We start from the raw sequence: 16,728 nt of genomic DNA on the forward strand, positions 1-16,728 counted from the left end.
CTTCATTTTACAGGACTCAGGCTATGAGTTCTTTTTTATTTTCTTCTTACTTGTTGCACTTCAATTGTAAATTCGTCATACAAAAAAATGGTGTCGATAGATTTCTCTATCAACACCAAATATCATAGAACCAAATGATTACTCGGATTGACACTCTCCGGTGGTCAGGGATGGGGTCCAGCTGTGGGGACGCTTCAGCCACAAGACGGGCTTCTCGCTCGTTTTAAAGCCGCGAAAGCCCCCGTGTCTTCAAAGCCGCCCATGTCGTAAGCTAACAAAGAACGTCAGCTAACGACATTTTCACTGCTGGGCCCCATCCCTGACCACCTCCAGTTCGATTGAGTTGTCAGTTTTAAGCTGGTTACAAGCTATTCAATCAATCCGAAAGAGTGGTTGAAAACTAATAGATAATCGTTTAGACACCAAAAAGGACTGCGACTAACATCACAGTCCTGAAAAGCGATCTCGGGGATGCACAAGGTTACGCGATTATAGCGTTAATTTCAACCAGCCGGTCGGGCTGACGAGTTGCTTTTGATCGCCGTTGTAGGCACCAGCGAAGGCAATTTTAACTGTCTTGAACGTGGGCTTGGTCTTTTGACCGGCTAATCCGGTCGCCCAAGTGTCTAAGCTTTGGCCTGCTGGGATAGTTTTACCGGCACTGGCATCACTCAACTGGTTGGCCGCGTTTAGCTGGAGGCCCTTGCGGAGTCGTAAGCTCTTGATGCCGTCCGTGATGAGGTCCTGCTTGCCACGGTTCGTGATGGTAAATTTAACCTGAATCGTGTAGTAGGGACTTTGAATTTCTGGTAAATTGAGGGCTTGCGCGGCCATTCGCTTAGCGGCCGCAGTTTTCGCTGTGTTTTTGATCAATCGGACGGTAGTGACCTTGTAGGTCAACTTACCACTCTTGATGGTGGCTGCCCGGTGAGCAACTTCACTCAGTTGAACCTTAGTGCCGACCTTGTCGTAAGTGAATTGGCCAGTTTTCTTGAGGTTGCCAGATTTAACGTAACTGGGACTGGTGAGTTGATTTTTCTTTGGCTTGTACGTCTGCGCTTCCTTAGAAGATGAAGAGGCGGAGACGGCCGCGTCCGGTTTGGGGGCGCTGTAGTGGCTGGATTCTGAAGAACTATCCTTAAAACTAGCCGTGCTCTTTGACGCGTTTGACTGACAACCTGCCAATCCGAGGGCGAGAACGCTCAGCGCTGCAAATAGCGTGGTTTTGAAATAACGCATGGTAAAACTCCTTTCATCCAAGTAAAATTTGATGTGGCACCAAGCGGTACCCATAGAGGCGCTGTGGTGGGGTTTGTTCAATGAAAAGGCTGGCCTGCTGGTTGACCTGTTGACTCCGTGTACGGAACTGGTCGAGTGTTAAGGGGTGGCTATTACCGGTCAGCAGGCGGAGTTGCTCAGCGCTAGTTTGCAGATCGACAATAGGTTGACGGCTACCGGCGTGTTCCCAGTAGAGCTCGAGTCCCGGATGTAGGTCGATCGTTGAGAGATTAAAATCAATGAGTCGCATGGGCCACCTCCACAATCATTAGCTTAACCCTAGTATACCGAACTTTGCGAGGGAACCCTAATGAATTATTTGCTAAAATCAGGTCGGGTTCGCGCCGGAAAAGTTGCGGTTTAGGCGAAAATCCCCTAAAATAGTGGACGGACTTTAATTATAGAATAGGAACGAAAAAATATGGAAATTGAATTTTTAGGAACAGGCGCCGGTTCACCGGGAAAGTTTCGCAATGTGTCTAGCACGGCGTTACGTTTGCTGGACGAACGAAACTCGGTGTGGTTATTCGACGTGGGTGAAGCCACCCAGCACCAAATTTTGCGGACGACTTTAAAGCCGCGGAAGATTGATAAAATTTTTATTACCCACTTGCACGGTGACCACATTTTTGGACTACCGGGCTTGTTGAGTAGTCGGTCGTTTCAGGGCGGAAATTCTGCACTGACTATCTACGGACCTAAGGGTATTCGTGACTTCGTAGAGGTTAGCATGCGGGTCTCTGAGACCAAGTTATCCTATAAGATTCATTACCAAGAAATCGCTGCGGATGGGTTAATCTTTGAAGACGATAAGTTTCGAGTTTATGCGCAGCATCTGGATCACAAAATTGAATGTTTCGGGTACCGCGTGGTTGAAAAGGATCACCCAGGTGAACTGCAGGTTGATAAGTTGCGGGAAGCCAAGATTCCGTCTGGACCAGTGTACGGCAAGTTGAAGTTGGGCGAAACGGTAACGTTGCCTGATGGACGGACGATCAACGGTCAGGACTTCCTCGGGCCAGCCCAACCAGGCCGCATCGTGGCCTTACTGGGTGATACCCGTCAAACGAAGAATGCCGAGCGGTTGGCTAAGGATGCCGACGTGTTAGTTCACGAAAGTACATTTGCCAAGGGCGAAAGCAAGTTGGCGCGGTCGTATTACCACTCCACCAACATCCAAGCGGCTGAACTGGCTAAGCGGATGCACGTGAAGATGCTCCTGTTAAACCATATTTCTGCGCGTTACACTGGGAAGATGGCGCAAGACCTGCAACATCAGGCACGAGAAATCTTCCATAACACGCGGGTCGTTAAGGACTTTGATGAGGTGGACGTGCCGTTTCAAAAATTGACCACAAAGGGTGACTAGCAATGAAAAATCAATGGCGAATTGTGCTTACAATCTTATTGGTAATTGTTGTGGCGGTATTTGCGATTCTAAACGTGGAAAGTGTGCCGGTTTCATTTGGCTTCACGACGGTTCACTGGCCACTGATCCTGGTTTTACTGGTATCGATCTTAATCGGTGCAGTGCTGATGATTCTCTTCTCGAGCATCAACGCCTTTCAACACAATCGGGCTTATAAAGACCTGGAGAAGACCAGTGACGACCGGATTGCAGCATTGAACGCCGATAATGAACGTTTGACGAAGCGCCTGCAAAACTCGAAGAGTAAGCAGGTCGCTGGCCAACAAGAAAAGCAGATTCAGGACCTGAAAGCCCAGATTACCGACTTACAGGAAAAATTAGCAACTAAATAGCTTACGAACGAAAGAGTGGTGCCATTGACACCGCTCTTTACCGTTTTTTAAAGGAAAGGATGGTTTGCTGGTGATTGCCGCACAGTACAAATGGAACATTAAAAACGTCGATCAACCGTCGTCAGAGGCGCAAGCCCTAGCGGAAACGGAAAAGATTTCACCAATTGTGGCGCAAATTTTGTGGAATCGTGGCTACCAGACCCCGGCAGCGGTGCACGAATTTCTGAATCCAGGTCCAGAACAGCTGCATGACCCGAACCTGTTACACGATATGGCCAAGGGGACTGCCCGTATCGAAGAGGCAATTGGTGCAGGCCAGCAGATCACCATTTACGGCGATTACGATGCCGATGGTGTGACGAGTACGTCGATCCTTTATGAAACGCTCAATGAGATGGGTGCCAACGTAAATTACTATATTCCTAACCGATTCACGGACGGATATGGGCCTAACGTGGCTGCATTCCAAAAGTTGATTGCAGCGGGGACCCAGTTATTTGTCACGGTCGATAATGGGGTGGCAGGTAACGAAGCGATTGACGTGGCTAATGCGGCTGGCGTGGACGTAGTCGTGACCGACCATCATGAGTTGCCGGCCGAATTGCCAGCCGCCTACGCCATCATTCATCCGCGTTATCCAGGGGCTGAATATCCATTTGGCGGTTTGTCCGGTGCGGGGGTAGCCTTCAAGGTGGCCCAGGCATTGCGGGAGGAAATTCCGCAAGACATGCTCGATCTGGCGGCCATTGGAACCGTTGCGGATTTGGTGCCGTTAGTCGATGAAAACCGGGTCCTGGTCTACTTTGGGTTACAGTTGCTGCAGCAGGATGAGCGACCGGGTCTACAGGCATTAATGAAGGGGGCTGGCATTAAACCTGAAGAATTGACCGAACAGTCGATTGGCTTTGGGATTGCGCCCCGCTTAAACGCCCTAGGACGGTTAGTCGATGCGACGCCAGCGGTTAAATTGTTAACGACACTGGATGATACGGTGGCCAATGAGTTGGCTCAGGAGACTGAACAAAAAAATCGTCACCGTCAAGAGTTGGTCCAGCAAATCAGTGACAGCGCATTGGCACAAGCCACGGATGCCGATCACGCGCAGCGGCCAACGTTGATCATAAGTGGCCACGATTGGCACGAAGGTGTGTTGGGAATCGTGGCTAGTAAGGTGGTCGAACAAACGGGCAAACCCACTTTAGTCGTGAACATCCAGGATGGTCGGGCCAAGGGGTCGGGCCGGAGCGTGGATGCATTCAATCTGTTTACGGCGTTAGATGGTCATAGAGACCTGATGACAGCATTTGGGGGCCATCACATGGCGGTGGGGCTAACGGTCCCTGAGGCGCAACTAACGGCCTTAGCTGACGCCTTAGATGTGGAAGCTGGCAAGCAGAAATTAACCGAGAGTGGACCTAGTGAATTGCCAGTGGCGGCTTCGGTGAGCGTGGCGGCGATTACGCCAGCACTCTTCCAAGAGTTAGCCAAGATGGCGCCATTTGGGACGGATAATAGTCAGCCACTGTTTGCCTTTGAGTCGGCTAGTCTGACACAGGTGAAGGCGATTGGTAAAGATCACAGTCATCTGAAATTTCAGCTGCAGGAGGGCGCCCATCAGCTCAATGCCATTCAGTTTGGTGCTGGGGCCCACGTTCCTGAATTAACGGCGGCACCGGATCAGGCGGCTGTGTTGGGGGCGATTGAAGATAACGTCTGGCAGGGCCGGCATTCATTGCAGCTCATGGTCAAGGACCTGAAGCTTTCTGCAGAGACAGTCGTGGATGCCAGAACCAACCGGGTTCATCAGGCGATGTTCAAGGATGCGGGGACCTATATTTTCTTCCATCGGAATATTTTTCAGCAATTGCGTGATCAGGTTCCAACTGGCAGTCAGGCAATCCTGTATGATGGAACGGTTCAAACGGCGCTGCCCACTGATACCGCGGTGTTTGTGATTGATTGTCCCGACGCAACGAGTGATCTGGAGACCGTTTTACAGCAATTACAACCGGCGAAAGTCACTGCTTATTTGTACAAGAAGGAAAGTCTTTCGCAATTAGGGATGCCAACTCGCGCGCAATATGCTAAACTATTTAAGTTCATTGCTACGCATCAACAAGTCGATGTTGGGCATCAGCTAGCGGAATTGACCAAATTTTTACAAATTCCGCGAACTCAGTTAGTCTTCATGATTCAGGTCTTCTTCGAATGTGGCTTCATCACAATCGAGCACGGCATGATGAATGGTGTGGCGCATCCTGAGCATAAGGAATTAACGACGGCGCCAAGCTACCAACTAAGACAGCAGCAGGTACAGACGGAAGCGGACCTTTTACTTTGCCCGTCCGCCGTACTCAAGCAGCGTCTTCATGCCCCATTGAACTAAAATTAAAGGAGCTACTTAAACTTATGGCAACTGATTTTACGAAATTTATTGCAAGCGTACCGGATTACCCAGAAAAGGGCATCATGTTCCGGGACATCTCGCCATTAATGGCTGATGGTGAGGCTTTTCACGCCGCAACCAACGAAATTGTGGCTTACGCTAAGGACAAGGGTGTTGAAATGGTCGTGGGTCCAGAAGCCCGCGGCTTTATCGTGGGTTGCCCAGTGGCTTACGAAATGAATATTGGGTTCGCACCAGCTCGTAAGCAAGGCAAGTTGCCTCGCGAAACGGTCAAGGCAACCTATGATCTGGAATACGGTCAATCAGCCCTATACATGCACAAGGATGCCATCAAGCCTGGTCAACGGGTATTGGTGACTGACGACTTGTTAGCTACCGGTGGGACCATTGGTGCTACGATTCAATTGGTCGAAGACCTGGGTGGTATCGTGGTCGGTACAGCATTCTTGATCGAATTAAAGGACCTTCACGGTCGTGACAAGCTGAAGGGTTACGATATCTTCAGTTTAATGGACTACTAAAAACAAAAAATGGTGGACCGCCTCGAAACATTGAGGCGGTCCACCATTTTTTGTTTTTAACAGTATCGATGAGTAGATTGGGACTGTGTATTTGTCTAAATTTGATTGGTATTGAAGAGTGGTTAACATTTCGAGGGGGAAAACTACTCGGCAATCAGACCGTGCCGCTGAATAAGGACGCCCGTGAGGCTCAGGAGGGCCGCAAATAGCGCTAGGAGGCTGATAACGGGCAACCAGGTACCTAATCGACTCTGGAGATAGCCGAATAGTAGCGGCCCTATAGCGGCTAATAGATAGCCTGCAGACTGGGCCATCCCGGAGACGGCCGCAGTTTGGATGGGATTGGTCGTCTTCTCCGTGAAGAAAAGCACGGCTAAGTTGAAGGCTACCCCGGCGCCAACGCCAATGGTCAGAGAGCAGAGGGTTAGCCAACTGAGGTCGTGCGTCGGCAGAAGAAAGCCCAGCGGAGCGATAACGTACCCCAGGGTCATGAGAGCAATCAGCCAGCTGACGCCGTGGCGTTTGTTGAAGAGAAAGGGAACTAAGAATGAGAGTGGCAGACCGCTGATTTGCAGGATGGTGAGGAGGTTACTGGCCGTTAAAGCGGGGATGTCGTGCGCACTGAGCATACCGGGTAGCCAGGTGACAAAGGAGTAGTAAACGAGTGCTTGGAGGCCGAAAAATAGGGTGATCAGCCAGCCAAGTGGTTGATGCCAGACACTTTGATAGTGGGTTTGAGATTGGGGATGGTTAGTGGTCGTTGTCGTGGTGGGTCGACGGAGGTTGGGAATCCAGGCAAGCGCGGCCACGATACTTAAGACGGATAACCAGCCTAACGTGGCCTGGAGGCTGATTTGGCCAATTAGAAAGCCGGCTGCGGCGGTGCCTAAAGCGCCAATTAGTAGCATCGCGAGGGTGTAGAGGCCGGTCCCCACATTGACACGATCGGGCATGTTTTCTTTGATTAAGGCAGGAATCAGGACGTTGCCACTGTCGACACCGATGCCGATCAAAAAGGTCCCACAGAAGACGGCCGCCACGGTGGGAATCAACCGGAGGTAGCTGCCAATGATCAGTAAAAGAAACAGGCTGAAGACGGTCCAGGAATTACCCCACCGTTGCGCTAACTTCACAATAATGGGTGAGAAGATGGCAAAGGTGACCAACGGAATCGATGTCAGTAGGCCACCCATGGCACTGGGCAGCGCCAACGCGTGCTCAATCTTGGGCAGGAGCGGTGGAATGATGGTGATGGGGAGCCGTAAATTGGCCGCTATCAGCATCATGCTGACCAGAAACCAGGGTTGTTTGGAACGTGACAAAAGAATCCCTCCTAAAATAAGTCATCAGTCAATTATAAGCTGAATCGTAGTTGAAAGGAAAGGTTGAAAAGATTGGGGAGTCATTAGTTAAATGAAAGAATAGAATAAAAAAAAGAGCCAGTCAATGGCTCCCCAGCAAAACTATGATTTGGCAGATTCACTATCGTTGACAACGAAGACGTTGGGACGGGCGTGTTGGACAACATAGTTGGTGGTTGAACCAACCACCATCCGGGAAAAGGCGTTGGTTCCGGACTTACCAATGACGATGAGGTCAATGGCGTCAGCGGGACTATTGGCGATTTCGACGATATGTTGCTTTGGTGAACCGTCACTTTGGAGAATTGTCGTTGGAATGTCACTGTCGGCGGCCATGGCTTGGGCGTCCGTGAGAATCTGATGACTGGCCTTACGCATTGCGGAAACGACTTCGTTGTAGCTGGCGCCAAGACCACCGGAACTGACCTGGGTGATGTCATCAATGTGGAGTAGAACTAGTGAAGCATGCCAATCTTTGGCTAACCGAATGGCTGTCTTCAGGGCCTCAATCGAGTTACTGGATCCATCAAGTGGGACTAATAATCGTGAGTACATGCTGAAAACCTCCTTTAGGAAAAATAAGTGAACAACGCTATTGTTGATGAAGGTAGCGTAAATGACGTTCATCTAAGAAGAAAAATATGCTGGGAGGGCAAATTGACAGCCCTTTCAAAGCCAGTATAACAAACAAAAGGCACCGACCCAAGTTGTGTTGGGACAGTGCCTTTACGGTAATATTGATTAATCAGTTAATGGGGTGAATTGGCTAAACAGTTGCTAAGTAAGCGGTTGATAGGTGCAGAGTATTTGGGTAAATGTAAACTGTAAGTAGCGAACGAAGATAGACCGTTTGGCGATTTAGCCTATAAGTATAGTATTCATAAGAAATAAACATTAATGTAATGGTTTTGACTCACGTGGGGCATACAATAGACCTAATTCAGCGAGAGGAGACGAAAGTGATGAGTGATTTGTTTGTGAGTTATCAATCGGCAGATCCGTTGGCGCATTCTGTACAGGTGCGGTTTCACCAGTGGGCGAGTCACAATTGGGATTTTCCGACGGTGAGTTTTCATGAACAGGAACCGCCTGTGAGGTTTACAGAACGGGGAGCGGGCCGTATCAAACGTGAATTGTTGCGGGAAATTAAACGGTCCCAGCAATTATTGGTCATGATTAGTCGGACCACTTGGCAGTCGGAATGGACGGATTGGGAAATTTCTATGGCGTTGGCTCACGATAAGCAATTGTTGGCGGCTAAACTAGATAGTACGAGTATTGTGCCACTGGGATTGTTGAGTACGAAACCGGTGTGGATTGATCCATTTGACCCAGTTATGCTAACGCAACGGAGATTTTAGCAAACGGGGCTTGCATTTATATTCATAATTGGTAGAATAAATAAGTAATCACTTGGAGAGTTGGCAGAGTGGTAATGCAACGGACTCGAAATCCGTCGAACCGGCTAATACCGGCGCGCAGGTTCAAATCCTGTACTCTCCTTAAATTAAATTGTTTCACCTATTCCTAACGTCGTCAATCACCGAATTGACGGCGTTTTTGTTTGGTTTAAAACGCGTGAGAATGGATTGAAACGATAATTTGGTGTACTTTTATGTGAATAGCATCAAAAATAGCGTTCGTGCTGAAATGAAAGTGCACCATTTTGGACTGGAAAACTCCTGAGGGTTATTTGGTATCAATCGATTAGAAGAATGTACTGAGGAATATTTTCAGTTAATGCCATCATACTTGCTATTCTAATTTATTTTCTTTAATTTCAATTCACCTGGGTAGGTAGAAATTTAGATTATGGTTCTAACATCATCTAGTTTTAGGCGCCATGAGAACGCAAAGAGTGTGTACTTATCCCTTGAGACTTATAGGCTAGCGAATCTCGTTTGGAGCGGCTTTTTGGTATAATTAAGTGTCGACTGAAAAAGGGAGAGTGTTTATTTTGGAAATAAAAAAACTGTGTTTTTGTCCTTGCTTGTAACATCGCTGGTATTGATATGTGGCGCCGGAGTAGTTGCTGATGCAAAACCTTGGTATGACAACTATATAGCTCACTCTTATAAGGTCAAAGTGAAGAAACCAATTAAGGTAATGAAGATTAAGTCTGGAAATTATACATATGAGAATAAGGTCACTCAGAGATTTAAATGACATAAGGGCGAAATTGTCTATGCTCACTTTGCTGGTGCGGGTGGAATGGATTGGCCAATAAAAGGTAAAAAATACAAGTCAGCTATGAAATATGGTTATAGCGCACATTTTACGAAGGAATCATTTAAGTTACTTAAGATTGTTAAGTATTATTAAAGCCGCTCTGCCCATGCGGGTAGGGTGGCTTTTTGGAAATAGCAAATAATGCACTAATTATAGTCAATTTTGAAATTATTATAAATCCATTGTTTACTTTTTGATGGATTTAATTGATTGAAATTAGCATCATTTGCCCAGGCTGCGGTTATATTACCATCAACTGATTCTCTGTATTTAGGAATTACGATTGAACCATTATAAGCAAAATATTTGTGTGCATCATATGGATCGATTGCTAAGTTCAGAGCATCATTCTCTGGACTCAAAACGGGTGTAAAGAAAAACGCAGCTGCATTATTAGGAAAAAAATTATAAAGATTTGACAAATAGTTTGATAGCTTGTAAACATTCTCTCCATATTCTTCTGAGGGAAGAGAGAATATATCGCTAACCATCTTTGAATAAATGTCTGCTACACTTCCGGATTTACCGTAATAGCCAATTTGCGTAGCTGTTATGGGTTTGATTACCTTGAATGAGTTAACAATGACCGCATAATGCCGACTCTTTTTCACTTGGTAACGTATTTCCTTGAGAGTTTGTGGCACGTTATCAGACAAGTAAAATATAGATTCATGTGGTTGATTTAATCGTCCCCAATGTTTGACATATTCTTGAGGCGTTTCCCAGAACTGCGAAGTGTCCCAATAGCTGAGATTGCGATAATTTTTGGTGTCCGTAATACGAGCTCTATAATAAATAGTACCAGGCTGCAGAGTGCGAACACGGGTATTTAATATGAGCTGATTTGGCAGGATGCTTTTCAATTCATCGACGGATAAGCTATCAATTGAATAATCCCATAGCCTTTTTACATTTAATAGTGCTTCTGGTACTGTTTCTTCTTTGAAATTACGAATTTGATGTCTGTCTCTAATAAGAATTCTATTTACTTTTTTTCGTTTCATGAGATGAATGCTCCTAAATAAGGCCTTAAGTAATACGCTTGATGCTACCTGATTAGATTTGTATAAAAATAGTCCAACGAGGCTACACTATAGTTATTCTACTAATCAAAGAAGTGAATGCCAGGTTGGACCAAAAATAGTATAAGCAATCAAGCGTTAAAATTCAATCACCATTAGCTAAACGGATTGATCTGTTATCACCGCTGTATCAACGGTTTGTTCCACTATCAATCCAGTTTAGAAAGAATTATCAACACGCAAAGTTAGACGACATTACGCTGCTGGATTTGCTTTGCTGATAGGTAGAACTGGGTATGACCAACCAGCGCTTCTTCTATCGGTTCCTACTAAGTTACGGTTATGCCCACGTAATACTTCGAATTTTATAGATTTTGTATAGCTATTCCAAGCGGTAATAATAAGTGTTAGCAACAAGACTATCGCCATGGATACCATTAAAATTCTGAATAAGTCTAAGTCAGACGAAGCATAATCGTTAAAGTTTGTATAATGTCTGGTTACACTCAGATCTCCAGTAGCATTTACAATTGCAGTAACGTGGGACTCGGCAAGAGATTGTAAAGTATTTTGAACCGAAAAAACAATTCCAAACACTGCAGTGGAAAAAGAAATGATGGAGATTGCAACTAAAAAAATCATCCAACTGCTACTTTCGGCGAGTCGTAATTTTAGTTCTTCGGCGAATTTTATAATCAAGTTAGCCACTTAGAATTTAGCCCAAAATAAATACACCAAGACGTAAATCTCAGGTATCATTGGAGTTCTCACACAAACAATGAAAGAGGTCTTCGTCTTGATGCAAGAACAGCTTACCATGAATCGCCCCAAGGGTCACCACCTAACTTTGAAAGAGCGTGGAAACATTGAGGTCTACTTTAATCACGACGGGTATTCTCGTCGTAAGATTGCCAAGGTGATTGGTGTTAGCCCGCAAACCATAAACAACGAGATTAAGCGGGGGGTGGTGGTGACCAATAAACGGTTGGTTAACGGTAAGGAAAAGTTCTACGAGATCTACGTAGCGGAGTTGGCTGAACAGCGGTATCACGAGAAGCGTAAGGTCTGCCACCGTCCTTGTAAGTTCTATCAGGTTTTAGCGTTTTTGTTAAGCATTTTAAGACTGATAGCTGGGCACCCGACGTTGCTGTTGGTCGGGCTAAAGCGTTGGGACTCTTCCGCTCTGATGAGATAGTTTGCACCAAAACGCTGTATAAGTACATCGATGAACAACTCTTAGAGGTCTGTAACATGGACCTCGCTGAGAAGATGAGTCGCCGACTGCCAAAGCACATCGTTCATAAGAACAATCGGCTACTAGGCTTAAGCATTGAAGAACGGCCCGCTGAAGTGGCGTCACGTGAAGAGTTTGGGCACTTTGAGATTGATACTATTGTTGGTAAGCGCGATGGTCAAGAGAGTGTGATTATGACCTTGATTGAGCGTCAAACTCGCTTCCAGATTATCCGTCTGATTGACGGCCGTGACGCTGATTCCGTGGCTTACATCATGCACGCAATCATTGCTGAGTACGGGCCCATTATCAAGTCAGTTACTGCGGACAACGATCCAGAGTTTGCGACCCTTTCTCAAGTAATGACATCAGTCGCCCCGGTCTACTTTACGCACCCCTACACCTCCAGTGAACGTGGAACTAATGAAGTTCACAACCGCATGGTTCGCCGCGACTTCCCTAAGGGCGAGTCGCTCGATACGGTTAGTCCAGCCGATGTCGCTAAGACCGCTGACAAGCTGAACAATATGCCTCGTCGTCAACTCGACTACCGGTCACCTGCCGAGTGCTTCGCTGCCGCCTACGGCTAAGCTCAGCTCAATGATCACACTCAACTCCAAGCCCTGAGAATCCCTTGGTACTAGTACTTGGTCCTAGTGACTAACTTGTTCTTGCAATTTACGATTTTAGTTCTTCAACGCTATAGCCGAGATATTTATCTAACAATTTTTCTCGCATTTCTAACTCATCCTTTCGTGAAGCTATGATTGTGGAACAAACTAATCGTAAAACATAAGTATGGACAAAAACAATACCTCAAGGGTTGGAGTGGATTTTTCATGAAAAGGCTTTTAAAAAAGGGGGGTAGAAAATGTGCTTGGAATTTTGTAATTTCCCCGCCTAGGTGGTTCATAAATGGTGTACATTTAATTTTATGTGATTATAAAAGCCGTGGTATCAAGGCTTTCCTGACTGACTCGAATTCCTGTACTTTCCTTATTAGAACTCGTTAGAAGAATATTAAAAAACAAGAACCTCGTTGAATTAACGTTTAACGAGGTTCTTGCTTTTATAAACCGTAAAAAACCGGTGTGTTATTTATAGTACCAGTTTCCCTTTGCTACTAAAAAGAAAGTACGCTTGTTGTGATAATATTTATGAGGAGATTTAATAATCCAACCACCTGTACTCATTAGGTATGAAGATCTTTTAACTTTTGACCCCTTATGTAAGTATCCATAAAAAGTAAAGTGATTATTGGCCTCATAATTGCCAGTCGTAACTTTATAAACACGAACTGTTTTTCGCGCGGTTGCGGACTTTTTAGCTTCAGCAGCGTAACTATTTCCATTTAGATAGCTAGCATCAGCCGTTGATGAGAATAAGAAGAGGCTAGAAAGCAGTGTTATTGCAATTAATGTCTTTTTCAAAATAATTTCCCCTAAAATGTATTTTTGAGTATCTATTTAATTCCTAATTGATCTTCCATTTGAATTTCTCCAGAAGATTTCATCGAGTCTGGTGTGGAAGCCAGAGCTTCTTTTTGTGACATACCATGATCCATTTTATAAGCCACCGGTGATTCACCGTACTTATTAACAAATGCAGTTAGAGTCGTTGGCGTTGATTCACTTGAAGAACTGGATTGACTTGATACTGATGAGCTACTTGTTGAGGAAGATGAGCTCTGGGAACTTGCTGCCAGACTAGATGACTTACTGTCTGCTTGAGCTTTAGCTGATTTTTTCGATTCACGTTTGGCTGCCTTTTTCGCCGATTGCTTCTTTTGTTTTGACACTAGGGCGCTAGATGACTTGGAACTAGCAGATGATTCTTTAGAAGTGTTGCCTTTACCGCACGATGCCAACAGTGATGTTGACAATAAAACTGTTAAAATTATTAAACCTTTTTTCATGGTTAGTCTCTCCGGGAATATAGACAGCTTTTAATGTCGTCAGTTTTGGACGAAATTTCTAAAATAGCAAGGCATCATTAGGGATGTCAGTAATATCTGTTTGTTCATTCTCCAATGGATGAGCACTTGTAGCTTTCGAACCAAAGGTCACCTTAAGTTAACTTGGTTAAGAATAGTCAGTCTCGTAAGTAGTCGTACCATCAATTTCATAATTTGAACGGTCATAGTGATCATCGTCTGGATCTGGGGTGACGGCTAATACTTGCTGAATTGTCTTGGCAGATGAGCGTCTTGAAGTGAGGGTCACTGTTTCACCAATAGCTAATAGGCCCTGGGGTTTTATTTTTAACGTAAATGTTCCGTCTTTATAAGCCTGAGTGTCTTCGCCACTGCTAAGTGAGAGTGTTGCTCCAGGCAAAGTTTTCCCGGTTATTTCGTAATAATCGAAAGGTAATCCTAGTTGATAGATTGGGTCCAATTTGATGAAATTGGTATCTTTGAAGGGGTACTTGAGCAAGTTTCCCATATAAAATAAGCCATCGTACCCAGAAGTGGAGGTGTTAACTTTAATGCTCAGCGTTTTAACACTCTTTCGATTACCGACGATACGACTGCTATAGAAGACTTTGACTGGCTTATGCTTGTTTAAATAAAACGTGTAATGCTTGAAAGAGGTCTTTTTAGCATAGCGTAATGTATACGAATTGCTACCTAAATTAATCTTTTTAGAATAGACATGAATCTTGCTATCGGGAAGTTTCCTGGTGGTGACCCATTTGGGATGCCAAGTTCCTCTGGTAACTGAAGGGGTGGTCTTATAGGTTGTTGACGCGATGGCTGTCATACTTGTGAAAGGGCTAAGTGAGGAAATAGTGAATAGTGTAAGCAGCAATGAGGTTGACCTGTTCATAGCAGTGTTTCTCCGAAATTCCTATAATTTTTTGGACTGTGATCAAGTAGTAGCGTAGGGCTCATTTGACTTATCGTGCCAATGGGACTGCATACATAATGTTCGCTGGATTGATTACAATCGGTTTGTCATTCCAAGTTGTCGCAACCAGTACGTCGGTTCGCTCGCTAGAAACCGATTTAATAGTCAAATGTTTTTCGGTACTCAGTAGATGTAGGGCAATTTGGTCATGGTTAGTAGCAAGTTTAATAATTTCAACGACTAGTGGATTTTCAGTCATAAGATTCCTCCAAATAATTGTGCTGCTCAATAATTGAGTAGCGAGATAAGTAAATGATACCATACGTGCTAGCAGTTGAGGGGGGTCCTTTGTGATGGGGCAGTTTTCTGTGAATAGGAAGTGAAACTATTGGGTAATCTGGTTATGGCATGACACGGTTTAGACTGCACTACATAGGGCTAGAAACCTTATCGATAATTACGATATCGCTTTCATAGCTAAATAAATGATGCAGATTCTCTGTGCCAGTTCTGCGCTACATGCTAGACTCAAAAGGCAGGAGGGGATGTAGATGAAAAAATACAGTCAATGGATTTTGGGACTTGCCATTATTTTGGGTATCTTCAATGTAACCGATACGAATGCTCATGCTAGTCACAATTATTCAGCACGCCGGTCAAATTCAGTAAAACTTGTGTGGCGTAAAACAATGGGAAAACACACCCTGATGACTAAGAGCGGGACCCTCTATTCAAAACATCTTGGCAGCAAATATTCTTATGGTAATGCTTTGACCAATCAGGCAGTTGTTACCACTGGTCATGAAAAGTTATATCGCAAAGCCAAGAAAAGCTCTGCGGTCTATTATCATGTGACTAGTGTAGATGGCCGATATTCTGGATGGATTTGGCGGGGGTACCTGACCAAGAAATCAGGAGACGGTCCTTCAAGTGCGCGACCTGTGACATCTAAACCAATCTCAACGAATTTCATCGTACCTAAAAAGTCTAAAGATCATAATTATCAGGATAGTCAGAAATTTACGAAGTTAGTTTCAGAACAAATGCGTCGAGACGGGTATCGGCAAAGTCAGAACTTATCAGCAATTTACACGGCTGCCTTGTCGGACCTTGACGATTGGACCGGTACTTTGACGAAATCAATTTTGACTAGTGGATTTGGGGAAGAGGCGGGACCGCTTAAGTTACAGCCCAAAGATTTACGCTTTATTTATTCAGCGACTGGCGGAAAGGTTGGCAGTGAGACGGCAACACCAATGCTTGATAGCTGGAACCAACCAGTAATTGAACGCGTACTGCATACTGCTGGTTTCAACCCAAATACGGGGGAGACCGGCACGTTAATCAATGATTTGGCTAAGTATTTTGAAAATGTGCTTAGTACGCACCGTGCCAGGAATTTTTATCTAGTTGCCGCAATTGGTTATCCGGGAAGTCTAATGGATGCTGGATGGCCTGACACATCAGGCTTTGGGATCAGTTTCCATTTTCTATACAGTAGGGTAGCAGATGGTAAGTGATAGGTATTGCAAAAAAAACTTCAAGCTAGGGTGAATCCTAACCTGAAGGCGATGGTAGTCATAAAATTTCAAATGTGCAACTTATTTATAAAGGCTGATACTGGTGCTCTTTTTGACATGCTTGAAGTTAGAAACTTCAATGTGGTGCTTTGATACCCGTTTGATGTACAAGTTGCCACGCTTCTTAGAATAGACGGGTTCATAGCCGTTGATCTTGTAGACATGATGGCCAACGTACTTAAATTTGGTATTATTCAAATACGTGGGGTCATTGGCCTCGAAGTGATAATAATTTCTACCGATTTTGGCGTGACTATGAAAAATCTTATCGTGATGAGCGCGCCAAGTACCTCTGAGTTTCTTGGCCATTCCCCAATGCCAAGCCGATGCATTAGCTTGAGTAAGGGGTAAAGCAGGTAATGCTAGTGATAAGCCGACAATTGCCAATGTGATCGATTTCGTAACGCTTTTCATTATGTAATTTCTCCTCCGGAAATGACAGCTTTTAAGGACTTCAGAATTTGGTCCAAGTGCATTCATGAAAATCCC

At 45.1% G+C, this 16,728-nt stretch carries 17 protein-coding genes, 1 tRNA gene and 2 pseudogenes; 9 read left to right on the forward strand and 11 right to left on the reverse strand.

The genetic code is table 11. The features are described 5' to 3' along the window. Positions 1 to 489: 489 nt before the first annotated feature. Positions 490 to 1,239, reverse strand: a complete 750-nt coding sequence (locus EKM87_RS01235; protein ID WP_125681016.1) for a hypothetical protein — start codon at positions 1,237 to 1,239, stop codon at positions 490 to 492. Between the two features lie 13 nt (positions 1,240 to 1,252). Beyond that, complete coding sequence (locus tag EKM87_RS01240; protein ID WP_125681018.1) at positions 1,253 to 1,528, reverse strand: hypothetical protein; 276 nt, start codon at positions 1,526 to 1,528, stop codon at positions 1,253 to 1,255. Positions 1,529 to 1,699: 171 nt separating this feature from the next. Between EKM87_RS01240 and rnz the strand changes: the two genes are divergently transcribed. The 4 genes from rnz to EKM87_RS01260 all read left to right on the forward strand — a co-directional run bounded on the left by rnz (position 1,700) and on the right by EKM87_RS01260 (position 5,967). After that, a complete protein-coding gene (gene rnz, locus EKM87_RS01245; RefSeq protein ID WP_125681020.1) occupies positions 1,700 to 2,647 on the forward strand; it encodes a ribonuclease Z in 948 nt (315 codons plus the stop codon). Between the two features lie 2 nt (positions 2,648 to 2,649). Beyond that, positions 2,650 to 3,039: a LapA family protein gene (locus tag EKM87_RS01250; RefSeq protein WP_125681022.1), complete on the forward strand. Its 390-nt coding sequence runs from the start codon at positions 2,650 to 2,652 to the stop codon at positions 3,037 to 3,039. A gap of 70 nt (positions 3,040 to 3,109) precedes the next feature. After that, entirely contained in the window at positions 3,110 to 5,425 is a 2,316-nt protein-coding gene (gene recJ / locus EKM87_RS01255; RefSeq protein ID WP_125681024.1) for a single-stranded-DNA-specific exonuclease RecJ, read from the forward strand. 23 nt (positions 5,426 to 5,448) lie between these two features. Further along, positions 5,449 to 5,967, forward strand: coding sequence for an adenine phosphoribosyltransferase (locus EKM87_RS01260; protein WP_125681026.1), 519 nt, complete (start codon positions 5,449 to 5,451; stop codon positions 5,965 to 5,967). Positions 5,968 to 6,110: 143 nt separating this feature from the next. Here the strand turns inward: EKM87_RS01260 and EKM87_RS01265 are convergent, their stop codons facing one another. Continuing rightward, entirely contained in the window at positions 6,111 to 7,289 is a 1,179-nt protein-coding gene (locus EKM87_RS01265; RefSeq protein ID WP_225428372.1) for an MFS transporter, read from the reverse strand. A gap of 141 nt (positions 7,290 to 7,430) precedes the next feature. Beyond that, positions 7,431 to 7,883 carry a universal stress protein gene (locus EKM87_RS01270; RefSeq protein ID WP_125681028.1) on the reverse strand — a complete coding sequence of 151 codons (453 nt, stop codon included), beginning with the start codon at positions 7,881 to 7,883 and terminating at the stop codon, positions 7,431 to 7,433. Between the two features lie 407 nt (positions 7,884 to 8,290). Between EKM87_RS01270 and EKM87_RS01275 the strand changes: the two genes are divergently transcribed. Both EKM87_RS01275 and EKM87_RS01280 read left to right on the forward strand, forming a co-directional pair. Further along, positions 8,291 to 8,689: a TIR domain-containing protein gene (locus EKM87_RS01275; RefSeq protein WP_125681030.1), complete on the forward strand. Its 399-nt coding sequence runs from the start codon at positions 8,291 to 8,293 to the stop codon at positions 8,687 to 8,689. 54 nt (positions 8,690 to 8,743) lie between these two features. Further along, a tRNA-Ser gene (locus tag EKM87_RS01280) sits at positions 8,744 to 8,831 on the forward strand. An 872-nt stretch (positions 8,832 to 9,703) separates the two neighbouring features. Here EKM87_RS01280 and EKM87_RS01285 read toward each other — a convergent pair. Then, positions 9,704 to 10,561 (reverse strand): hypothetical protein, encoded by an 858-nt coding sequence (locus EKM87_RS01285; RefSeq protein ID WP_125681032.1) that lies wholly within the window; start codon positions 10,559 to 10,561, stop codon positions 9,704 to 9,706. A 161-nt stretch (positions 10,562 to 10,722) separates the two neighbouring features. Between EKM87_RS01285 and EKM87_RS12715 the strand changes: the two are divergent. After that, positions 10,723 to 10,923: pseudogene (locus tag EKM87_RS12715) on the forward strand (IS982 family transposase); the annotation flags it as partial. Here EKM87_RS12715 and EKM87_RS01290 read toward each other — a convergent pair. Further along, a complete protein-coding gene (locus tag EKM87_RS01290; RefSeq protein WP_125681034.1) occupies positions 10,835 to 11,221 on the reverse strand; it encodes a hypothetical protein in 387 nt (128 codons plus the stop codon). The pseudogene EKM87_RS12715 and the gene EKM87_RS01290 overlap by 89 nt on opposite strands. A gap of 136 nt (positions 11,222 to 11,357) precedes the next feature. Here EKM87_RS01290 and EKM87_RS12720 point away from each other — a divergent pair. Continuing rightward, positions 11,358 to 12,403: pseudogene (locus EKM87_RS12720) on the forward strand (IS30 family transposase). 504 nt (positions 12,404 to 12,907) lie between these two features. On the opposite strand, the gene EKM87_RS01300 reads toward EKM87_RS12720, so the two are convergent. The 4 genes from EKM87_RS01300 to EKM87_RS01315 form a co-directional block, all read right to left on the reverse strand. Then, complete coding sequence (locus EKM87_RS01300; RefSeq protein WP_125681036.1) at positions 12,908 to 13,243, reverse strand: hypothetical protein; 336 nt, start codon at positions 13,241 to 13,243, stop codon at positions 12,908 to 12,910. A gap of 32 nt (positions 13,244 to 13,275) precedes the next feature. After that, complete coding sequence (locus EKM87_RS01305; RefSeq protein ID WP_125681038.1) at positions 13,276 to 13,728, reverse strand: hypothetical protein; 453 nt, start codon at positions 13,726 to 13,728, stop codon at positions 13,276 to 13,278. Positions 13,729 to 13,894: 166 nt separating this feature from the next. Beyond that, on the reverse strand, positions 13,895 to 14,572 hold the full coding sequence (locus EKM87_RS01310) for a hypothetical protein (RefSeq protein WP_125681040.1): 678 nt from the start codon (positions 14,570 to 14,572) through the stop codon (positions 13,895 to 13,897). Between the two features lie 136 nt (positions 14,573 to 14,708). Then, positions 14,709 to 14,918, reverse strand: a complete 210-nt coding sequence (locus tag EKM87_RS01315) for a hypothetical protein (protein ID WP_125681042.1) — start codon at positions 14,916 to 14,918, stop codon at positions 14,709 to 14,711. Between the two features lie 292 nt (positions 14,919 to 15,210). On the opposite strand from EKM87_RS01315, the gene EKM87_RS01320 reads away from it, so the two are divergent. Further along, positions 15,211 to 16,179: a hypothetical protein gene (locus EKM87_RS01320; protein WP_125681044.1), complete on the forward strand. Its 969-nt coding sequence runs from the start codon at positions 15,211 to 15,213 to the stop codon at positions 16,177 to 16,179. 81 nt (positions 16,180 to 16,260) lie between these two features. Here EKM87_RS01320 and EKM87_RS01325 read toward each other — a convergent pair whose 3' ends face one another. Next, positions 16,261 to 16,653 (reverse strand): hypothetical protein, encoded by a 393-nt coding sequence (locus tag EKM87_RS01325; protein ID WP_125681046.1) that lies wholly within the window; start codon positions 16,651 to 16,653, stop codon positions 16,261 to 16,263. Positions 16,654 to 16,728: the final 75 nt, after the last annotated feature.

The sequence above is a fragment of the Levilactobacillus yonginensis genome (assembly GCF_003946265.1).
Lineage (GTDB): Bacteria > Bacillota > Bacilli > Lactobacillales > Lactobacillaceae > Levilactobacillus > Levilactobacillus yonginensis.

Bases quoted from the DNA above. Each gene is read 5' to 3' on its own strand.
- EKM87_RS01235 (WP_125681016.1), bottom strand. From the start codon at position 1,239: ATGCGTTATTTCAAAACCACGCTATTTGCAGCGCTGAGCGTTCTCGCC.
- EKM87_RS01240 (WP_125681018.1), bottom strand. From the start codon at position 1,528: ATGCGACTCATTGATTTTAATCTCTCAACGATCGACCTACATCCGGGA.
- rnz (WP_125681020.1), top strand. From the start codon at position 1,700: ATGGAAATTGAATTTTTAGGAACAGGCGCCGGTTCACCGGGAAAGTTT.
- EKM87_RS01250 (WP_125681022.1), top strand. From the start codon at position 2,650: ATGAAAAATCAATGGCGAATTGTGCTTACAATCTTATTGGTAATTGTT.
- EKM87_RS01260 (WP_125681026.1), top strand. From the start codon at position 5,449: ATGGCAACTGATTTTACGAAATTTATTGCAAGCGTACCGGATTACCCA.
- EKM87_RS01270 (WP_125681028.1), bottom strand. From the start codon at position 7,883: ATGTACTCACGATTATTAGTCCCACTTGATGGATCCAGTAACTCGATT.
- EKM87_RS01275 (WP_125681030.1), top strand. From the start codon at position 8,291: ATGAGTGATTTGTTTGTGAGTTATCAATCGGCAGATCCGTTGGCGCAT.
- EKM87_RS01285 (WP_125681032.1), bottom strand. From the start codon at position 10,561: ATGAAACGAAAAAAAGTAAATAGAATTCTTATTAGAGACAGACATCAA.
- EKM87_RS01290 (WP_125681034.1), bottom strand. From the start codon at position 11,221: ATGATTTTTTTAGTTGCAATCTCCATCATTTCTTTTTCCACTGCAGTG.
- EKM87_RS01305 (WP_125681038.1), bottom strand. From the start codon at position 13,728: ATGAAAAAAGGTTTAATAATTTTAACAGTTTTATTGTCAACATCACTG.
- EKM87_RS01310 (WP_125681040.1), bottom strand. From the start codon at position 14,572: ATGACAGCCATCGCGTCAACAACCTATAAGACCACCCCTTCAGTTACC.
- EKM87_RS01315 (WP_125681042.1), bottom strand. From the start codon at position 14,918: ATGACTGAAAATCCACTAGTCGTTGAAATTATTAAACTTGCTACTAAC.
- EKM87_RS01320 (WP_125681044.1), top strand. From the start codon at position 15,211: ATGAAAAAATACAGTCAATGGATTTTGGGACTTGCCATTATTTTGGGT.
- EKM87_RS01325 (WP_125681046.1), bottom strand. From the start codon at position 16,653: ATGAAAAGCGTTACGAAATCGATCACATTGGCAATTGTCGGCTTATCA.